Below are 17,245 nucleotides of genomic sequence, written 5' to 3'. Positions count from 1 at the left end.
GCATCAGACCGCAGGAGAGCCTAGATGAACAGTCCCTTCAAAATGAACTCCCTTGGTGAGGGCTACCGTGCCCTCGTGATAGGCGCCAGCGGGGCGCTCGGCTCGGCTTTTTGTGAGTTGCTCAATCAGGACCCGCGGTGTGCGTCTGTGCGTGAGTTGGGGCGCAACAGTGTTCCATGCCTCGATTTGGAGGATGCCGACAGTATCGCCAGAGCGGCAGCCGAATTGACTGAAGAAGCACCGTATCAGTTGATATTACATGCCGCAGGCCTGCTCCATCGCGACGAAATAAAGCCTGAAAAAAGTTACTCCGCGATTGATGCCGATGCGTTGCAGTCGGTATTTCAAGTCAACACGTTTGGGCCTGCTCTGGTTTTGCGTCACTTCCTGCCCTTGCTGGACGCTCATGGCGCAATGGCGATGCTTTCTGCCAAGGTAGGCAGCATTGGCGATAACCGCTTGGGTGGCTGGTACGCCTATCGTGCCTCCAAGGCAGCACTGAACATGCTGATTAAAACGGCCGCCATCGAACTGGCACGAACGCGGCCTCAGACCCGCTTGTTGAGTCTTCATCCTGGCACCGTCATTTCGGGCCTGTCACACCCCTTTCGTGGTGCCTCTGCAGCCAGGCCGGCCAGCATTGCTGCCCACGAGTTGTTATCTCTGATTGACCGCTTGGCGCCTGCCGACAGCGGTAATTTCTTCGCTTATAACGGAGAGCGCCTTCCCTGGTAGCCGGGCTGAAAAACGCTCAAAACGCCCAAGTTGCCCTAGAATGATATGAAACTCACCGGGCCCTGAAAATGATAGACGCAGAACTGCTAAAACTGATGGTTGAAACCTCGAATGACGGTATCGTAATTGCCGAGCAGGAAGGCGATGAGAACATCCTGATCTACGCTAACCCCGCCTTCGAGCGCCTGACGGGCTACAGCATTGACGAAATTCTGTATCAGGACTGTCGCTTCCTGCAGGGTGATGACCGAGACCAAGCGGGCTTGGCCGTTATCCGCGAGGCAATAAAGATGCATCAGCCTTGCCGGCAAATCATCCGCAACTATCGTAAGGACGGTAGTGCTTTCTGGAATGAGCTGTCGATTACTCCAGTATTCAACGACGCGGATCAACTTACCTACTACATCGGCATCCAGAAGGACGTTAGCGTCGAATTTCAGACTGGCCAGCGCGTGCGCGAACTAGAAGCAGAAATCGCAAGCTTAAAAGCTCAACTGGCTCAATCGCAATGCGAACCCGGACGCTGATCACGCTTGAATGGCGGCCTGAATGAATACTCAATTCACCTCAGCAACCGCTATTGCTCGGGGAATGGCAGTGGCGCATCCCCATCACGGGGCACGGCAAAAACATTGAGTGTCATCGCCACAAATGCGTAGTAACCGTAGACACCTATCAACTCGACTACAGCAGGTTCGCCAAACGTACTGACGGCGTCGGCGTACAGCGCATCATCAACACGACGATACTCATAGATCGCCTTCCCAAGACGATAAACGATAGGTTCGTCATCTCGCTGGAACGCGGGCAAAGCCTGCTGTTTGAGAGATTCGATTTCGCGCTTAAACGATTGATCATCTAAAACCAGAACACTGGGTGTGCACATCTTGCCCACTACTCGCTAATGACGTTAAGTCAAAATTCTGGCGACTCGACATCACCGCACGTACACCAAGCTCTCCCGCACTTTCAGGTCTTTACCTGATGGGAGAACTCCACCCCGCCCCCTATTTTACTGCCTTGCCGTCCAGTTCCAGGCGCTTTGCGCCAGGAGCCTCGGGCGACTCTTTCTAGCAGGCGGTGGGAGGCACACGAACCGATGCACAGTGATCAGCAACAGAACGGCTCTTCGCCTAGCAGCGGGCAACCTCTGAAAAGTGACAGTTTGCGCGACAGCGCCATGTTTGCAGCGGCACAGGCCGAAATCGATAAGCTCAATAATATTCACGCGGTTGAACCCGTGGATTGGCAGCGGTTGTCGACGCTCTGTGAGCTTGTTCTCAACAACGAAGGCAAGGACCTGCGGGTTGCCATTTGGCTGTTGTGTGCATGGACCAAGTTGCGTGCAATGGCAGGACTCTGCGCGGGTGTGCACCTGCTTAAGGAGATCGTGTGCCTGCATTGGGACGCCGTGACGCCACCCTCTTCGCGTTTGCGCGCTCGGCGTAATCACGCCCAATGGCTGATCGAGTGGTTGGACAAGACCTTGGTAGAACCTTTCAAACCGCTGGACAGGCTGGCGGCTGAGCGCCTGATCAGCGATTGGGATGCAATCGATGCGTTATGGCGTATGAAGGACGACCAAGCGCCCAGCTTTGCCAAATTGCGTCGTCGCCTGGAACAAATACCCTGTGTTGAGGCGCAGGCGCCCCAACAAGTCACAGTGCAGCCAGCTCAAGAGCCCGAGGTTGCTGACGTCCCAATCAGTGCCCTCCCCGCACTGGCCGCGTCGGACGTAACCTTATTGGACAGCGGTGACGCTATCAACACCATCGACAGCAGTGTCGAGAAGGTGTTCGAGTTGCTGGGCCCGGTGCAGTCCCACTGCATGGATCAGTTTCCCCTACTGCCGTTGGCCTATCGGCTGAATCGTCAGGCGGCGTGGATCACGCTCGACGAGCTGCCTCCCAGCCAGGGGCAGGCAACTCGCCTGCCAGCTCCGCCGCTCACGCTGCGAGACAGTGTCCTGCGTTTGCAGAGCAGCGCGAAGCCGTTGGAGGTGGTGCGCTTTTGCGAAGCTCGGCTCAGCAGTTATCCGTTTTGGCTCGACCTGAATCGCGTCAGTCACGCAGCGCTTGTGAAGGCTGGGGCCAGTGCTGCTGCCAGAGCCTTGGCGCTGGAGGTGCAAGGGCTGGCGGCCCGACTTCCGGGAGTGGTCGAGTTGACCTTCGCTGACGGTACGCCGTTTGCCGATGGCCCCACCCGGGCGTGGCTGGAAAGCCTGGCGCCGTCTACCCCCGTGGTGCCCGCAAACGATCGCATTGAGGCCTGTATAGACGCCGCGCGACACATGGCCAATGAGGGGCGGCTTAACGATGGCTTAGCCGAGCTTCAGCGCTGCATTACCTACACCGCCAGTGCGCGCGACCGTTACAGGCTGCGCGCCTCGCAGTGCGTACTGGTTTATCGGTACGACCCACACCCGGATCTGTGCATTGCGTTGGAGGGGCTGCTGGCGCAGGCCGACGAGCTCAACCTGGAGCAATGGGAGCCGGAACTGATCAAGCCACTGCTGCAAATGATGCTTGAGCACAGCGCCTCGCTTGAATGGTCCCGGCGCTTGTCGCGCCTCGATCTCGACGGCTTCTGGCGCAAGCGCTGTGGGCAACGTGCGGATTGCGCCAACGACTGAACCCGTGACAAGACGCGACCGCGTGTGCGAGTCGCCCACTGAGGAGAAACACCATGGCAAGTGACGGTTCTGTCGCGCCTAAAGAGCGCGTCAATATTGTCTACAAACCGGCGACAGGCGATGCCCAGGAGCAGGTCGAGCTGCCGCTCAAACAACTGGTCATTGGTGACTTCACCCTGCGTGAAGACGACACCCCTGTCGAAGAACTCAAGCCTATTCGGGTCGACAAGGACAACTTCACCGACGTGCTCAAAGGCCAGAACCTGCATCTGCAAATGTCCATCGCCAACTGCCTCTCGGAAGACGCTGCGCCGGATGAACGCCTGGCGGTGAATCTGACGTTCGAGTCGATTCGTGACTTTGAGCCGGATGCGCTGGTGGAACAGGTACCGGAACTCAACCAATTGATTGCCCTACGCGACGCACTTAAAGCTTTAAAAGGCCCATTGGGCAATGTGCCCGACTTTCGCAAGGCGCTACAGGCGTTGATCGAGGACGAAGGTGCACGTGCCCGCTTGCTCGGTGAGCTGGGCGTTGAGGAAAAGGAGTAGAGCCATGACTCAAGAAGACACCCAGACCCCGGCCGCGCAAATGCCAGCCACGCAACAGCCAGGCTCGCTGCTGGATCAATTGATCGAAACAGCCCGCATAAAGCCCGGCGACGAAGCCTACTCCGTGACGCGTCAAGGTTTGGAGGCGTTTGTCGCACAACTGCTTGAGCCCAGTCGCGCGGTTGAAAAAGTCAGCGCCAACCTGATCGACGACATGATTGCTGCGCTGGACGCCAAGCTGTGCCGTCAGGTCGACGCAATCTTGCACGATGAGCGTTTTCAAAAACTTGAGTCGTCATGGCGCTCGTTGAAATTCTTGGTTGATCGCACTGATTTTCGTGAAAACAACCGCCTGGAAATGCTCAGTGTGGCCAAGCAAAAACTCCTCGATGACTTTGAAGATGCGCCGGAAATCACCCGCTCGGGCCTGTACAAGGTGGTCTACAGCGCGGAGTTCGGGCAGTTCGGCGGCCAGCCGTTCGGCGCCATTATCGGCAATTTCGAGTTCAGCCCTGGCTCGCAGGACATCAAGCTGTTGCAGTCCATCGCGTCGGTATCAGCCATGTCGCACGCGCCATTTATTGCAGCAGCAAGCCCGCAATTCTTTGGTGTCGACAGCTTCTCCCAACTGCCCAACCTGAAAGACCTGCAGGCGGTTTTCGAGGGGCCGCAGTTCACTAAGTGGAATGCGTTTCGCGAGAGTGAAGACTCGCGATTCGTAGGCTTGACCTTGCCGCACTTCTTGCTGCGTACGCCTTACGGAGAAGAGACGGTGCCGGTCCGCAAGTTCCGGTACAACGAAAACGTCACGGCCAGCAACCGCGACTTCCTGTGGGGTAATGCGGCCTTCGCGTTTGCCAGCCGATTGTCCGACAGCTTCGCGCAGTATCGATGGTGTGCCAACGTCATCGGCCCGCAAGGTGGCGGTACGGTCAGCGACTTACCGATCTACAACTACGAAGCGATGGGTGAGGTGCAGACCAAGATCCCCACCGATGTGCTGATCTCCGAGCGACGCGAATTCGAGCTGGCCGAACAGGGTTTTATTGCGCTGACCATGCGCAAAAACACCGACAACGCCGCGTTCTTCTCCGCCAACTCTTGCCAGAAGCCCAAATACTTCGGCAATGACAAAGAAGGCAAGGATGCGGAGTTGAACTACAAGCTCGGCACGCAGCTGCCTTACATCTTCGTGGTCAGCCGCCTGGCTCACTACATCAAGGTGATCCAGCGCGAAAACATTGGTGCCTGGAAAGAGCGCGGCGACTTGGAGTCAGAACTCAACGGCTGGATCCGTCAATACGTCGCCGACATGGACAACCCAGCCGTGGGCGTGCGTAGCCGCCGGCCATTGCGTCAGGCGCAAATCAGCGTCAACGACGTCGACGGCGACCCGGGCTGGTACCGGGTCAGCCTCAAGGTCCGGCCGCATTTCAAGTACATGGGCGCCTCGTTCACCTTGTCGTTGGTCGGCAAGCTAGACAAGAGCTGAAGGCCCGCTGTTGCGCACGCTGCGGTCATTCGCCCTGACGATGGCCGCACCCTTTGAATGATGAGTTTATGAGGCCTCGGTGATGAAAGAAAAACGCCTGCTGGAACGCATTGGCGCCCTGCAGTTGGGCAGCGAACGCTCCCACCTGACCCAGGCTCAAGTGCTGCTGGACTCACTGATGGCGCATCTGAGTCGAATCCTCAACACGCGCCAAGGCAGCGTGCCGATAGACCCGGAATTCGGTGTGCCCGACTTCACTAACCTGGCCGGCAGTTTCGCCACTGGAGAAACCACGCAAATCATCGAGCATATGACACGCATGGTTGCGCGTTACGAGCCCCGCCTGAAATCCCCCTGCATCACGCTGGCCGAACACGGTCGCGAGGTACTGTCGTTGCGCTTCATGCTCGATGGACTGGTGGCGATCAATAATCGCGACATCCCCATTCACCTGTCGACCCTCGTCTCCTGTGACGGGCGTGTCTCACTGTCGATGCGCTAGGTGGACCATGCAGAACATCTACTATCAGAGTGAACTGAATAACCTGCGGCATCTGGCCGATGAGTTTGCGCAGCGCAACCCTGCCTTGGCGCCCTTGCTCGGCAATGGCTCGGCAAGCGATCCAGATGTAGAACGTCTGCTCGAGGGTGTGGCCTTTCTCACGGGCATGGTGCGTCAGCGACTGGACGATGAGTTTCCCGAATTTGTCCAGGAGTTGGCGCAGTTGCTCTATCCGCAGTACTTGCAGCCACTGCCGTGCATGACGCTGTTGCAGTTCGCGCCGCGTACGCCGCTCTCGCAGACCCTGCCTATCGACAGCGGATGCGAAGTGGCTTCCGTACCCATTGACGGCCATCGCGTGCGCTTTCGTAGCACAATGCCGGTCGACCTTGAGCCCGTCACACTCACCGGTGCGCGCTGGGACGGCGGTACCGCAGAGGGCCGCAGCCTGGTGCTGGACCTCGCGCTGACAGTCGCGCCCAATGACCTGAACACCGACAGCCTGACCTTCTACCTGGGGGACCCCTTCAGCGAAGCCTGCGCCCTCCTCCGCCTGCTGGACCAGCATGTGCGGGAAATACGCATCCAGGGTGAAGGCCTGCCGATGACGGTGCTGCCGGCAAGCTACATCCAACCCTGTGGATTTGATCGCGAGCACGCGCTGCTGCCCTATCCGGACACCGCGCACCCTGCTTACCGTGGCTTGCAGGAATACTTCGCGCTGCCGGAGAAGTTCCTGTTTGTGCGCTTGAGCGGTTTGCAGCGCTGGCGCAACCGAGGCGAGCGCACGCGCATGAGCATCAAACTGGTGTTCGACAAGGTGCCTTCTTGGGCGCCGCCAATAACCGAAAACAGCTTCATGCTCGGGGTAACACCGGCGGTCAACCTGTTCACCCAGGACGCGTACCCGCTGCGGGTCGATCATCGGCAAGCCGAATATCGCATCCAGCCTTCGAGCCAGCCCCAGCGCCAGCGCTTACGTATTCATTCGGTGCTGAGTGTCAGTGCTTACTCGGGAACCGGCAACGAAAAAACCTTGAAACCCTTTCACACCATTTACCAGCGCGATGCGTTCAACCTGCGTATACGCCAAGCCAGCAATGACATACGTGACTACGAGCACTTTATCAGCCTGCCGTATGCCGACCGCAAATCGCCGGAAGACCTCACCCTGTCGATTTCGCTCCTGTGCACCGACGGCCCAGCGCCGGAAAGCTTGCATCCCGGAGACCTCAACCAACCGATGGATAACACACCGGCACGCGTCACCCTGCGCAACATTCGCGGGATAACCGCCAGCCATCCGCCCAAATATCAGGACCCGTTGCTCTGGCGCATGCTGTCCCAGTTGAACGCCAACCACTTTAAGCTGCTGGATGCCGATTACCTCAAGAGCCTGCTCAAACTCTACCTCCCAAGTGCGGATGAAAGTGGGCAAGACGCCAATAACCGGCGCATCAATGGCATCGAAAAAGTCCTGGCCACTCAGGAGCGGCGCTTCATCAATGGCCTGCCCATCGAAGGTACGGTGGTCCATTTGCAGTGCCGCGGCGACCACTTCCTTGGGCCTGGCGGGCTCTACCTGTTTGGCGTAGTGCTTGATGAGTTCTTCGCAGGCTGTGTGGCGCTCAACAGCTTCGTGGCACTCAAGCTGTATGACAGTGTGAACCAAGAGACACTCTCATGGCCGGCGAAAATCGGTCGGCAACGCCTGCTATGACTCAGGATCCCCTGCTGGCCAAAGGTCGCGACTATGCTTTTTTCCAGGCATTGCGCTTGCTGCGCCTGCGCTTCCCAAACGATGAGGCCTTCAGCGACGGCGTGCGAATACGCCCAGACTTGGGCTTGGGGTTCCCCGAGTGCGACGTTTTAGCCATCGACCAAGACCCCAGTGGGCGCTACCACCTGCAAGCCAGCTTCTTTGGCCTGTATGGCGTGACGTCGCCGCTGCCGACGTTCTATACCGAAGACTTGATCGACGAGCAGTTACAAGGCCATAGCGCCGGCCGCGACTTTCTCGACATATTGCACGCCGCGCTGTACCCGCTGCTGTTTCGTGCCTGGGAAAAGCATCGCCTGTGGATGGCGATTGGCGAGCGGCGTGACCTTGGGCGCCTGAACCTGGTGCGCTCGCTGATTGGCCTGGCAGACGCCGACCCGCAGTGGCGCCAGCAGGCGCCGCAATTATTGCGCTACGCCGGCATTTTCAACCAGTTCCCACGCTCTGCACTGGGTTTGGAGCAACTGCTGCGCAGCACGCTGGACGGCGACCCCGTAGAGGTCGTGCCCTGTGTGCTGAGCCATGTGCCGATTGATGACCAGTCCCGCTGCCGGTTGGGTATGCAGAGCAATGTGCTGGGCCAAGACAGCCTGCTGGGGCAACAGGTCAGTGACCGCAGCAGCACCTTGGATATCCGTATCGGCCCACTGGACGCCTTGCGTTTTCACCTGCTGATGCCAGGTGCCACGCTCTACAAACGTATCGAACGATTAACTGCGTTGTACCTGCATACCCCGGTCAACTGTCGGCTGGTATTGAGCCTCAAGCCCGCACAACAGGGTGGCACCCGTTTGGGGGACGGCTGGCACCGCCTGGGTACCAACACTTGGCTCGGCCACACGGTCAATCAGGGCAAGGCGGTATTCATGCTGGCCGGGACGCAGAGTCAGAGCGCCCAACCGAGGAGCGAAAAATGATCCAGGTAGAACTCAAGCCGCTGTTTGCAAGGCTCAACAGCTTCAGTAGTCAAGCACTGGAGAATGGCGCCGGCATGACGCTGGCGCGCGGGCATTACGAGATTACCCTCGAACATTTCCTGCACCCGTTGCTGCAAGACCCACAGGCCGATGTTGCGCTGATTCTGGCGTATTTCGAGGTGGACGCCTTGCGCCTGTCAGCTCAGATTGACGATAGCCTGGCGCAGTTCAAGCAGGGGAACCCTGGACGCCCGGTGTTTTCACCGCTGCTGACCGAATGGGTGCAAGACGCCTGGATCGCGGCATCGCTGATTGTCGGCAGCCCTTGCATCCGTACCGGAACGTTGCTGCTCGCGCTGATTACGCGCCTGGGCTACTACACGGCGGGGACCCGCTACGGCGAACTGCTCAAGGGTATTTCACGCGAGCGCCTGAGTAATGCGTTTGCCGATATCGTCGCGGGTTCCAGCGAAGGCCCATTAGCGCAGCTGCAAAGTGCGTCGCTGGCCGGCGGCGCGTCTGACGCCGGCGCCGGGGTCAATCGCGAAGACACCCTTGCACGCTTCTGCGAAGACCTTACCGCCAAGGCTGCCAGTGGTGGCATTGACCCGGTGTTCGGGCGCGACCAGGAAATTCGCCAGATGGTCGATATCCTCGCCCGGCGCCGCAAGAACAATCCCATTGTGGTCGGCGAGCCCGGCGTCGGTAAATCCGCCGTGGTCGAGGGCCTGGCACTGGCGATCCACCAAGGCGATGTGCCGGACTTTTTGCGCACGACTCGGTTGCTGAGTCTTGATATGGGTTTGCTGGAGGCCGGTGCCAGTGTCAAAGGTGAGTTTGAGCGTCGCTTGCGTGCCGTTATCGACGCGGTTAAGGCGTCCACTGTGCCGATCATTTTATTTATCGATGAAGCCCACATGCTGATTGGTGCCGGTGGGGCCAGCGGTGGTTCTGACGCCGCCAACCTGCTCAAGCCTGCGCTGGCCCGGGGGGAGCTGCGCACTATCGCCGCGACCACTTGGAGCGAGTACAAGAAGTACTTCGAAAAAGACCCTGCCCTCGCCCGCCGCTTCCAGGTGGTCAAGCTGGACGAACCGAGCGTGGCCACCGCTGTGCTGATTCTGCGGGGCCTCAAATCGCACTATGAAACAGTCCATGGCGTAAGCGTTCGCGATGATGCCATGATCGCCGCCGCCGAACTCTCCGACCGTTATATCACCGGTCGCTTATTGCCCGACAAAGCTGTGGATTTGTTAGACACGGCCAGTGCGCGCGTGCGTATTGGCCTGGACACGCGGCCCGCCGAGCTGGAACGCCTCGAGCGGCAGCAGGCGGCCTTGTCGCGTGAGCGCGAGGCCCTGGAACGCGATCGAAACCATGGCCATCCCGTAGACCCAGGGCGCGTACAGGCCATTGAACAAACACTGACTGAACTGGTTGTGGCGTACCAAGCGCTGGAAGTCCGCTGGCACGCTGAGCGTGCTGCGGCGTATCGCGTCCTTGAGCTGCGCGCACAGGGGCCACTCGTTAACGGCGCCGGCGCGGCATTGACCGAGGCCAGTGACAGGCTCAAGCACTTGCAAGGTGACGACCCACTGCTGTTTACAGAGGTCAACCCTGACGCCATCGCCAACGTTGTATCCGACTGGACCGGCATTCCCCTGGGCAAGGTTCTACGTGACAGCGCTGGCGGCGTAATGGCGCTGGCGGACAACATAAAAACCCGCATTCATGGCCAGGATGCTGCCGTCCAGAGCCTTTGCGACATATTGAAGGCGGCGCAGTCGGGCCTTCGCGATCCGCAACAACCATTAGGCGTGTTCCTGCTTGTGGGCCCTTCCGGTGTCGGCAAAACTGAAACCGCACTCGCAGTGGCCGATCACTTGTTTGGCGGTGAGCATGCGCTGACGACCCTCGCCATGAGCGAGTTTCAGGAAAAGCATACCGTGAGCCGCCTGGTAGGCTCGCCGCCAGGCTATGTGGGGTATGGCGAAGGCGGTGTGCTGACCGAAGCCGTGCGCCGCCGCCCCTACTCGGTGGTGCTGCTCGACGAAGTCGAAAAGGCTCATCTGGAGGTGGTCAACCTGTTTTATCAGGTATTTGACAAGGGCAGCCTGTGCGACGGTGAAGGGCGGCACATCGACTTCAGCAACACCGTGATATTTCTCACCAGCAACTTGGCGAGCGATGAAATCAGCGCGTTGTGCGCCGGCGATCGCCCGAGTGCCGACGCGCTTGTGGAGCGCATCCGACCCACGCTGTCGTTGCATTTCAAACCAGCGTTGCTGGCCCGCATGACCATCGTCCCCTACTTCACCCTGCAAGCTGAGCACCTAGTGAGCATTGTCGACTTGAAACTTGCGCGACTGGCTGCGCGCCTGCTGTCGTCGGCCAAAGTGCGCCTAAGCTTCAGCGCGTCGGTAGCCCGCACCCTGGCCGAGCGCTGCACGAGTGGGCAAAACGGCGCGCGCAACATCGACTTCATCCTGCGCACCAGCCTTACACCGCGGCTGTCGGACGTGCTGCTGGCGGCGTTGGCCGAACAGCGCGTACTCGCCGCCATCACGGTCGATGTGAACGTCAACGGTGAGTGGCTGATCGAGTCCGTGGCCAGCTGAACAATCAGGTCTTTACCCGAGCGCTAAAAAAACGAGCCCGCCCTACAGTGGCCCCGTGACTCGATTGCGCAGGTAACCAGGAGTTCAGACCATGACATCGACCGAGCTACCACTGTGCACGTTCCAAAGTGACGCGCTCGCCCTCGAACATCTGCTGGTTGCCAGCTGGCAGGGTGAAGATCTGTTATCGCGGCCGTATCGCTTCGAGGTGGTACTGGCGTCACTGGCTCCGTTGCTGAACGAAGACGCCATGCTCGGCGTTCCCGCACACCTGACGCTGTTTGACACCTTGGGCGCGGCGCATCCGTACCATGGCATCGTAACGTCGGTGGAGGTGCTGGACGCCGACGAGCTCTACCACTATTGCCGCGTGGTACTGGAGCCACGCATGAGCCGCTTGCGCCTGCAACGCTTCAGCGAAATCTGGCTGGATAAAAATCTGCCGGAGTTGGTGCGTGACATTCTCAAGCATGCCGACCTGACGCATGAAGGCCAGGGCTCGGACAGCACCAGCACGCAGGTCTTCGATTTCGACCTGCGCTTGCGGGACGACGACATTCCTCATACCCAAGCCAGCTTTACCTGCCAATACGAAGAGTCGAGTTTCGACTTTCTCTCTCGCCTGTTGGAATACAGCGGCTGCTACTACTTCTTCGAACAACAGGCTGAACAGGAAGCCCTGATCATTTGCAGTGACCGCAGCGCCCAACCCAGGTCCTTGATGCCGGTGCGCTACCGCCCCTTGGACACCGCGCTGAACAATGATCTGCAAGCGGTCGCCCACAGCTTCATTCGTCGTACCGTGGTGCAGCCGGCGCGCGTGGTGCTGCAAGACTTCTCCGCCAGCAACGCACAACGGTCGTTGCACAGCACCGCACCCGTGGCGGCCGGCTGCGTCGCCGGCAACGACCAGGCACCGGGCCCATCACCCGCGTTCAGCGGTGAATACGGTGTGTATGGCGAGCATTTTGGCAGTAACGATCAGGGTCTCTGGCTGGCGCAACGTCGCGCCCAGGCGTTGGGTTGCCGGCATCGGCTGTTTCAGGGCAGTGGTCATGTTGTCGGCCTTCGATCGGGTCGCTGCATGGCACTCACCGGCCATACCCACCCGGGTATGAATGCGGTCTACCAAGTGCTTGAGGTGCACCACAGCGGTCATCAACCTCTGCCTGCGACAAGCGACGATAAAGCACCCCGCGATACCCTGGTGCGCTTTGTGGTGATCCCCGCCGAGGTGCAGTTCCGACCACGCCTGGATACCCAAAAGCCCAACGTCGTCGGCGTGCTCAGCGCCGTGGTGGATGGCGACGACTGCGGCAAGCCGCTGCTCAACCAGCACGGTTGCTATAAAGTCCGCTTCCCCTTTATTCGCCATCAAAAGCCTGGCACGCGAGGCTCGGCGTGGCTGCGCATGGCGTCGATGTCTGCCGGCTCCAGCCATGGCATGCACTTTCCGCTGCTCAAAGGCAGCGAAGTGCTGGTGTCATTCCTTGGCGGCGACCCGGACCGGCCGATTATTGTCGGCAGCGTGCCGAATTCGGAAAACCCCAACCGGGTCAATGAAAAAAACGCCACCCAGAGTGGGCTGTCCACGGCGGGCGGGCACTTTCTGGCGATTGACGACCAACCTGGCGCTGCTCACATGCAAATGGGCGCGCCTGGCGGCAGCACCACCTTGACCTTGGGCAATGGCGAAATCGCTGGCGCACAACTGCGTACCAACGCGCATTTACACTTGACTTCGTCTTCGCTTCACCACGAGGTGCCCGGCGTATATTCAATGTCCATGGGCACCGGTGAGCCACCGCCAGCCAGTGGCAGCGGCCCAGAACCGGATGCCACTGAGCCGGCGCAGCCACCCGAGCCAAAAAAACCGCTGGGCAACCTCAACACAGGTAGCCATTGGGGTGGCCCGAGCTGGCTCAACCTCGGGGCCAAGGCCGACTACAGCAACGCCCCTACATTCTCGGCCGCACTCAAGACCGCTACCGTCCAGTCGGACGCCAGCTTTGGCGCACTCAAGCTCAGCCTCACTGGACAAGCAACTTCTGTGGCCATGAATACGTCAGGCGTCAGCGCTTCAATGTCGTTTAACGGGATTGACTACACCTATTCGACGACCAAGAAAGACTGCTCGAAAGTATCCGATCAAAGCGTGCTGATCACCCGCCTGCAAAGCTCGGTTACCCAACTGCGCGGGGACCTGCGGGATGTCGAAGTCAAGACCTATAACATGGCCGCAAACGAATCAATCACCCTGGTCTGTGGGGACAACTCCATCGAGATGAATGCCTTGGGTGTTCGGATTGTCGCTGGCCACATCCTGACCCTCAAAGGTGACACGGTCATCGAGGGAAATGCCTTCGTCAACGGCAACCTGACTGTCCACGGCAAGACCACGACTGAAACCGCAACGGTCTCGCGCACACTCAGCGTAGACACTGCCAGTGTGAATACCCTCAATGCTGACGCAGCGACGTTCAGCACGCCCTATATCCCACCTGTTCCTCTGGAAGTGCAGGCCCGGGCCGCGGAAAAACAAGCCGAGTTCGACGCCCTGTCACAAACAGTCAAGGGCTTGACGGAAAGTCTCAATATGGTCGCCAACCTGGCACTCGAACCGGTGGAAAAATTCAGCCCGCTGGACTTGCCAGTCTGACGAAGGAGCTGACCATGCATCTGACCTATCCCGATATCAGCCTGTTGACCCTGGCCCGCCAACAAGGCCCGCAGCCGGCGAGCCTGACGATCACTGTGGGGTTGCTTTATGACCGCGACCACCCAGTCATCGCCGCTGAACACGCGCTGCCCTGGCTCAGCGAACGCTTCGCCAAGCAACCGTTCGACAGTGGCTTGAAGAAGGCCCGTGGTAGTTTCGCGGTCCACGGCAGTGCCTACCCGCTGACGTCCGAGCAGCAAGAACAGGGCATGGCGGTGCGCGTGCGGGTGGCAAGCATCAGTAAGATTCTGCACCTGCATCCGCCGCGGACTTGGCAGCGTGGTGTGGCCGGTGTTATGCCACGCACCACAGGCCCGCTCCTACCTTTGCCATTGGACCTGCACCATGCCTTCGGAGGGGCCGGCTGGGCGGACAATCCCGACGGCAGCGGTTATGTGGCTGATCCTGACAGCTGTGTGGGCACCTCGTTGCCACAAATCGAAGACGCACTTTCGCCCATGAGAGTGCCAGGGCAGACCCTGCCAATCGCCACCTTGGGCCCTCTGCCGCCGCATTGCCTGGAGCGTCGTGAGTGGTGGGGAACCTGCGATGCGCAATGGACCGCGCGTCGTGCGCCCTACCCACCACTGGATTGCGATGCCCGCTGGTTTGATGCGGTGCCCCAGGACCAATGTGCGCCTGGCTACTGGAGCGGCAACGAAGACTGGTGCGTGGAGGGCATGCACCCGCAGCACCCGCAGGTCAGTGGTTCGTTGCCGGCGTTGCGAGTACGTCTATTTGTGAAGCGAACGGCGCTTGCGCACGAGGTCGAAGAGCCGACTGTGCACCTCGACACGGTTTGGCTGTTCCCCGACGTTGAGCGGGTTTTGCTGCTGTACCGGGCCGAGGTCAGCGTGGCCGATCTTGACGGCGCCGATATTGCCCAACTCGGCGCACTGTATGAGTGCGCTGGCGCGCCCTGCGCAACCGTCGCCGCCTGCTGCGAAAAACTCTGGCCTTGCGTTAAACCGACGGCTGCGGCGATCCCAGCAGCACGGGAAACCGTCGACAAAGAGGTGATTATTCGCCGTATGCAGGCCTCGATTGACGCCCGTTACGCGACCTTCGCCGCCGAACAAGGCAAGGTACTGGAATGCGCCGCCAACCTCGGCAAACGCTTCGGTAAAACCTTGAACCGGGCCGACTACCCGGCCACTGCCCCTGACCTCGCGGCACTGATGCCACAGCCTGCGGCCAAGACCCCGGCGTTCGACCCGATGGCGCTTAAGGCGCGCATTCATACCGCTATTGAACACGCTCACGCGGCGGCCGAGAAGTTCCTGGACCAGACGGCGAGACACCTGAACATGCACCCCGAGGCGCTGCGCCAGCAGATCAAGCACGCCGAGCAAAGCGCCTCGCCCGCCCTCAAGATTGACCCATTGTCCAGTCTTGACTACCTGTCGCTGTCGCCGCAGCACAAAGCCTCATTGCACACGCAACTGAGCGCCGGCTTGCAACAGATGCGTGAGACAGAACAGCACATCAAGCAGACAATGCACGCACTGCGGGCAAAGTTACCGGGGGCCATTCCAGGCGCCAATCCGCTAAGAAACGCACCACCACCGACTGCCCACGGCGACCACATCATACCCAAGGCCGAGCCATGGACTCGCGCGTTACTGGAGGCTGCCCACACCCGTGGCGAGCACCTGGAAGGCGCGCATTTTGTCGACCTTGATCTGTCTTCCAGCGACTTGGCCGGCGCCACGTTGCAGCGCTGCGTGTTTGATCGCTGCGTACTGACTGGCGCTCAATGGCTGGGCGCCGACCTGACCGGCAGCATCCTGCGACATTGCGACCTGCGCCATATCAACCTACGCGACGCGCAGTTAGCTAAAAGCCGCTTCAACGCTTGCCTGTTGGACCATGCGCAGCTGGGCGGCGCCAGCCTGCAATCAGCGGCGTGGTCAGCGGTCAAGGGCCAAGACATTGACCTGACCAATGCCAAGGCCGCTGACCTGCAACTGGACCTGGATTGCCAACTGCCCGGCATTCGCCTGGACCACGCAGATCTCGCCAATGCCAGCCTGCAAGGCGCCTCACTGGTGGGCGCGAGCCTGCGTGGCTGCGACCTGCAAAACGCGCTACTCCACCAGTGCGACCTGCGCAGCAGCCACGGTTATCGCCTGTGCGCCCGCAATGCCGACTTCACTGGCAGCAACCTCAGCCACATACAGTGGGTGGGCGCCAACTTGCAGCAGGCCCGCCTGCGCAAAGTCCGGCTGGAGCAGGCCGACTTGCGCGACAGCAATCTGCATGCGGTGGCCAGCGAAGGCGCGCGAGGTCTTGGAGCACGCTTGCAGGGTGCTGTATTGAGCTATTGCCGTTTACCCGAGGAACTCAACAATGTCTGAACCAATGACCGCCGAACAGCTGCGCGCACGCATCGCTGAAGGCGGCGTACTGCGCGACCTCTGCCTGGCCGGCGGTGACTACCGGGGGATTGCTTTGCGCGATGCGCGCTTTGAGCAAGTCGATGCGCGTAATGCTTGCTTCAACGGCGCCGACCTCAAGGCCTGTACCTGGGTCGACTGTCAACTGGCGGGAAGCCACTTTTGCGGCAGCCATTTGCGTCAGGTCGACTTCAGGAATTGCCAATTCGATGGGGCAAACTTTGCCAAGGTTACGCTCGAAGGTGGCCGCTGGTTACGGTGCGAGGCCGTTGGATTGAGCCTCAGCGAAGCTAATGCCAGCAACCTCAGTTTTGTTGACTGCGCATTTTCAGTGCCCAACTTACGCGGCAGCGTCATGCGTCAATGCCAACTGGACCATATGAGCCTGTGTGATGCCGATGCCAGCTCAGTGCAATGGCATCAAGTGCGCGTGACCGACAGCCTGCTGCGCAACCTCTACATGATCGACGCACACCTTGAGCAATGTGCATTTGATCGCAGCAGCCTGACCGACATTGACCTGAGCCATGCCGAAACCCGCGCGCTGTCGCTGTACCAATGCCAGGGGACACGAGTGCGCTTCATCGCCACTAACCTGCTGCAGGCGATCTTTACCGACGCGCAGTTGAACGCTGTCGACTTCACCGACTGTGGGTTGATACAGGCCAACTTGAACGGTGCGCAGCTGCCCGGCGCACGCTTCTTGCGCGCGCGTCTGCGCTACGCGCAATGCATCTGTCTGCGTGCCCGTGGCGCCGATTTCACGGATGCCGATCTGTTTGGCGCCAACCTGCACGCCGCCGAACTGGACAACTGCCAGTGGCAAGGGGCACGGCTCGACGACATCTACCCTACCGACCCGCTACGCCTGGCCGCTGATTGCTGGCAGCCGACGCTGTAAGG

Annotated in this window: 13 protein-coding genes; 12 read left to right on the top strand and 1 reads right to left on the bottom strand. The window is 59.9% G+C overall.

Annotated elements, in window-relative coordinates:
* The first annotated feature begins 24 nt into the window (after positions 1 to 24).
* Together K0P33_RS15925 and K0P33_RS15920 are read left to right on the top strand one after the other, a co-directional pair.
* Positions 25 to 735: an SDR family oxidoreductase gene (locus K0P33_RS15925; protein ID WP_094951070.1), complete on the top strand. Its 711-nt coding sequence runs from the start codon at positions 25 to 27 to the stop codon at positions 733 to 735.
* A gap of 68 nt (positions 736 to 803) precedes the next feature.
* Positions 804 to 1,262: a PAS domain-containing protein gene (locus K0P33_RS15920; protein WP_094951069.1), complete on the top strand. Its 459-nt coding sequence runs from the start codon at positions 804 to 806 to the stop codon at positions 1,260 to 1,262.
* A 50-nt stretch (positions 1,263 to 1,312) separates the two neighbouring features.
* Here K0P33_RS15920 and K0P33_RS15915 read toward each other — a convergent pair whose 3' ends face one another.
* Positions 1,313 to 1,621, bottom strand: a complete 309-nt coding sequence (locus K0P33_RS15915; protein ID WP_242149419.1) for a hypothetical protein — start codon at positions 1,619 to 1,621, stop codon at positions 1,313 to 1,315.
* A gap of 213 nt (positions 1,622 to 1,834) precedes the next feature.
* On the opposite strand from K0P33_RS15915, the gene tssA reads away from it, so the two are divergent.
* The 10 genes from tssA (at position 1,835) to K0P33_RS15865 (ending at position 17,243) form a co-directional block, all read left to right on the top strand.
* Entirely contained in the window at positions 1,835 to 3,367 is a 1,533-nt protein-coding gene (tssA, locus tag K0P33_RS15910) for a type VI secretion system protein TssA (RefSeq protein WP_263272782.1), read from the top strand.
* Positions 3,368 to 3,420: 53 nt separating this feature from the next.
* Positions 3,421 to 3,918 carry a type VI secretion system contractile sheath small subunit gene (gene tssB / locus K0P33_RS15905; protein ID WP_083358409.1) on the top strand — a complete coding sequence of 166 codons (498 nt, stop codon included), beginning with the start codon at positions 3,421 to 3,423 and terminating at the stop codon, positions 3,916 to 3,918.
* Positions 3,919 to 3,922: 4 nt separating this feature from the next.
* Positions 3,923 to 5,410 carry a type VI secretion system contractile sheath large subunit gene (gene tssC / locus K0P33_RS15900; protein ID WP_242149412.1) on the top strand — a complete coding sequence of 496 codons (1,488 nt, stop codon included), beginning with the start codon at positions 3,923 to 3,925 and terminating at the stop codon, positions 5,408 to 5,410.
* An 82-nt stretch (positions 5,411 to 5,492) separates the two neighbouring features.
* The gene (tssE, locus tag K0P33_RS15895; protein WP_242149410.1) at positions 5,493 to 5,912 is read left to right on the top strand and encodes a type VI secretion system baseplate subunit TssE; all 420 of its coding nucleotides are present in this window, start codon (positions 5,493 to 5,495) and stop codon (positions 5,910 to 5,912) included.
* A gap of 7 nt (positions 5,913 to 5,919) precedes the next feature.
* Entirely contained in the window at positions 5,920 to 7,632 is a 1,713-nt protein-coding gene (gene tssF / locus K0P33_RS15890) for a type VI secretion system baseplate subunit TssF (protein WP_242149407.1), read from the top strand.
* Positions 7,629 to 8,609 (top strand): type VI secretion system baseplate subunit TssG, encoded by a 981-nt coding sequence (gene tssG / locus K0P33_RS15885; RefSeq protein WP_242149404.1) that lies wholly within the window; start codon positions 7,629 to 7,631, stop codon positions 8,607 to 8,609. Before tssF ends, tssG begins: the two co-directional genes overlap by 4 nt.
* Positions 8,606 to 11,227 carry a type VI secretion system ATPase TssH gene (tssH, locus tag K0P33_RS15880; protein ID WP_094951064.1) on the top strand — a complete coding sequence of 874 codons (2,622 nt, stop codon included), beginning with the start codon at positions 8,606 to 8,608 and terminating at the stop codon, positions 11,225 to 11,227. The genes tssG and tssH overlap by 4 nt, the downstream gene beginning before the upstream one ends.
* 91 nt (positions 11,228 to 11,318) lie before the next feature.
* Entirely contained in the window at positions 11,319 to 13,886 is a 2,568-nt protein-coding gene (tssI, locus tag K0P33_RS15875) for a type VI secretion system tip protein TssI/VgrG (protein ID WP_242149402.1), read from the top strand.
* Positions 13,887 to 13,900: 14 nt separating this feature from the next.
* The gene (locus tag K0P33_RS15870) at positions 13,901 to 16,303 is read left to right on the top strand and encodes a DUF2169 domain-containing protein (protein ID WP_242149399.1); all 2,403 of its coding nucleotides are present in this window, start codon (positions 13,901 to 13,903) and stop codon (positions 16,301 to 16,303) included.
* Positions 16,296 to 17,243 (top strand): pentapeptide repeat-containing protein, encoded by a 948-nt coding sequence (locus K0P33_RS15865; protein WP_094951061.1) that lies wholly within the window; start codon positions 16,296 to 16,298, stop codon positions 17,241 to 17,243. Before K0P33_RS15870 ends, K0P33_RS15865 begins: the two co-directional genes overlap by 8 nt.
* Positions 17,244 to 17,245: the final 2 nt, after the last annotated feature.

This window comes from Pseudomonas sp. ArH3a, from assembly GCF_022648765.1.
Lineage (GTDB): Bacteria > Pseudomonadota > Gammaproteobacteria > Pseudomonadales > Pseudomonadaceae > Aquipseudomonas.
Note: the sequence above shows the minus strand (reverse complement) of the source record. Positions and strands in the feature narration are given on the sequence as shown.

Coding starts and splice junctions, on each gene's coding strand:
- tssA (WP_263272782.1), top strand. CDS start 1,835: ATGCACAGTGATCAGCAACAGAACGGCTCTTCGCCTAGCAGCGGGCAA.
- tssE (WP_242149410.1), top strand. CDS start 5,493: ATGAAAGAAAAACGCCTGCTGGAACGCATTGGCGCCCTGCAGTTGGGC.
- tssB (WP_083358409.1), top strand. CDS start 3,421: ATGGCAAGTGACGGTTCTGTCGCGCCTAAAGAGCGCGTCAATATTGTC.
- tssG (WP_242149404.1), top strand. CDS start 7,629: ATGACTCAGGATCCCCTGCTGGCCAAAGGTCGCGACTATGCTTTTTTC.
- K0P33_RS15925 (WP_094951070.1), top strand. CDS start 25: ATGAACAGTCCCTTCAAAATGAACTCCCTTGGTGAGGGCTACCGTGCC.
- tssF (WP_242149407.1), top strand. CDS start 5,920: ATGCAGAACATCTACTATCAGAGTGAACTGAATAACCTGCGGCATCTG.
- tssH (WP_094951064.1), top strand. CDS start 8,606: ATGATCCAGGTAGAACTCAAGCCGCTGTTTGCAAGGCTCAACAGCTTC.
- K0P33_RS15920 (WP_094951069.1), top strand. CDS start 804: ATGATAGACGCAGAACTGCTAAAACTGATGGTTGAAACCTCGAATGAC.
- K0P33_RS15865 (WP_094951061.1), top strand. CDS start 16,296: ATGTCTGAACCAATGACCGCCGAACAGCTGCGCGCACGCATCGCTGAA.
- tssI (WP_242149402.1), top strand. CDS start 11,319: ATGACATCGACCGAGCTACCACTGTGCACGTTCCAAAGTGACGCGCTC.
- K0P33_RS15915 (WP_242149419.1), bottom strand. CDS start 1,621: ATGTGCACACCCAGTGTTCTGGTTTTAGATGATCAATCGTTTAAGCGC.
- K0P33_RS15870 (WP_242149399.1), top strand. CDS start 13,901: ATGCATCTGACCTATCCCGATATCAGCCTGTTGACCCTGGCCCGCCAA.
- tssC (WP_242149412.1), top strand. CDS start 3,923: ATGACTCAAGAAGACACCCAGACCCCGGCCGCGCAAATGCCAGCCACG.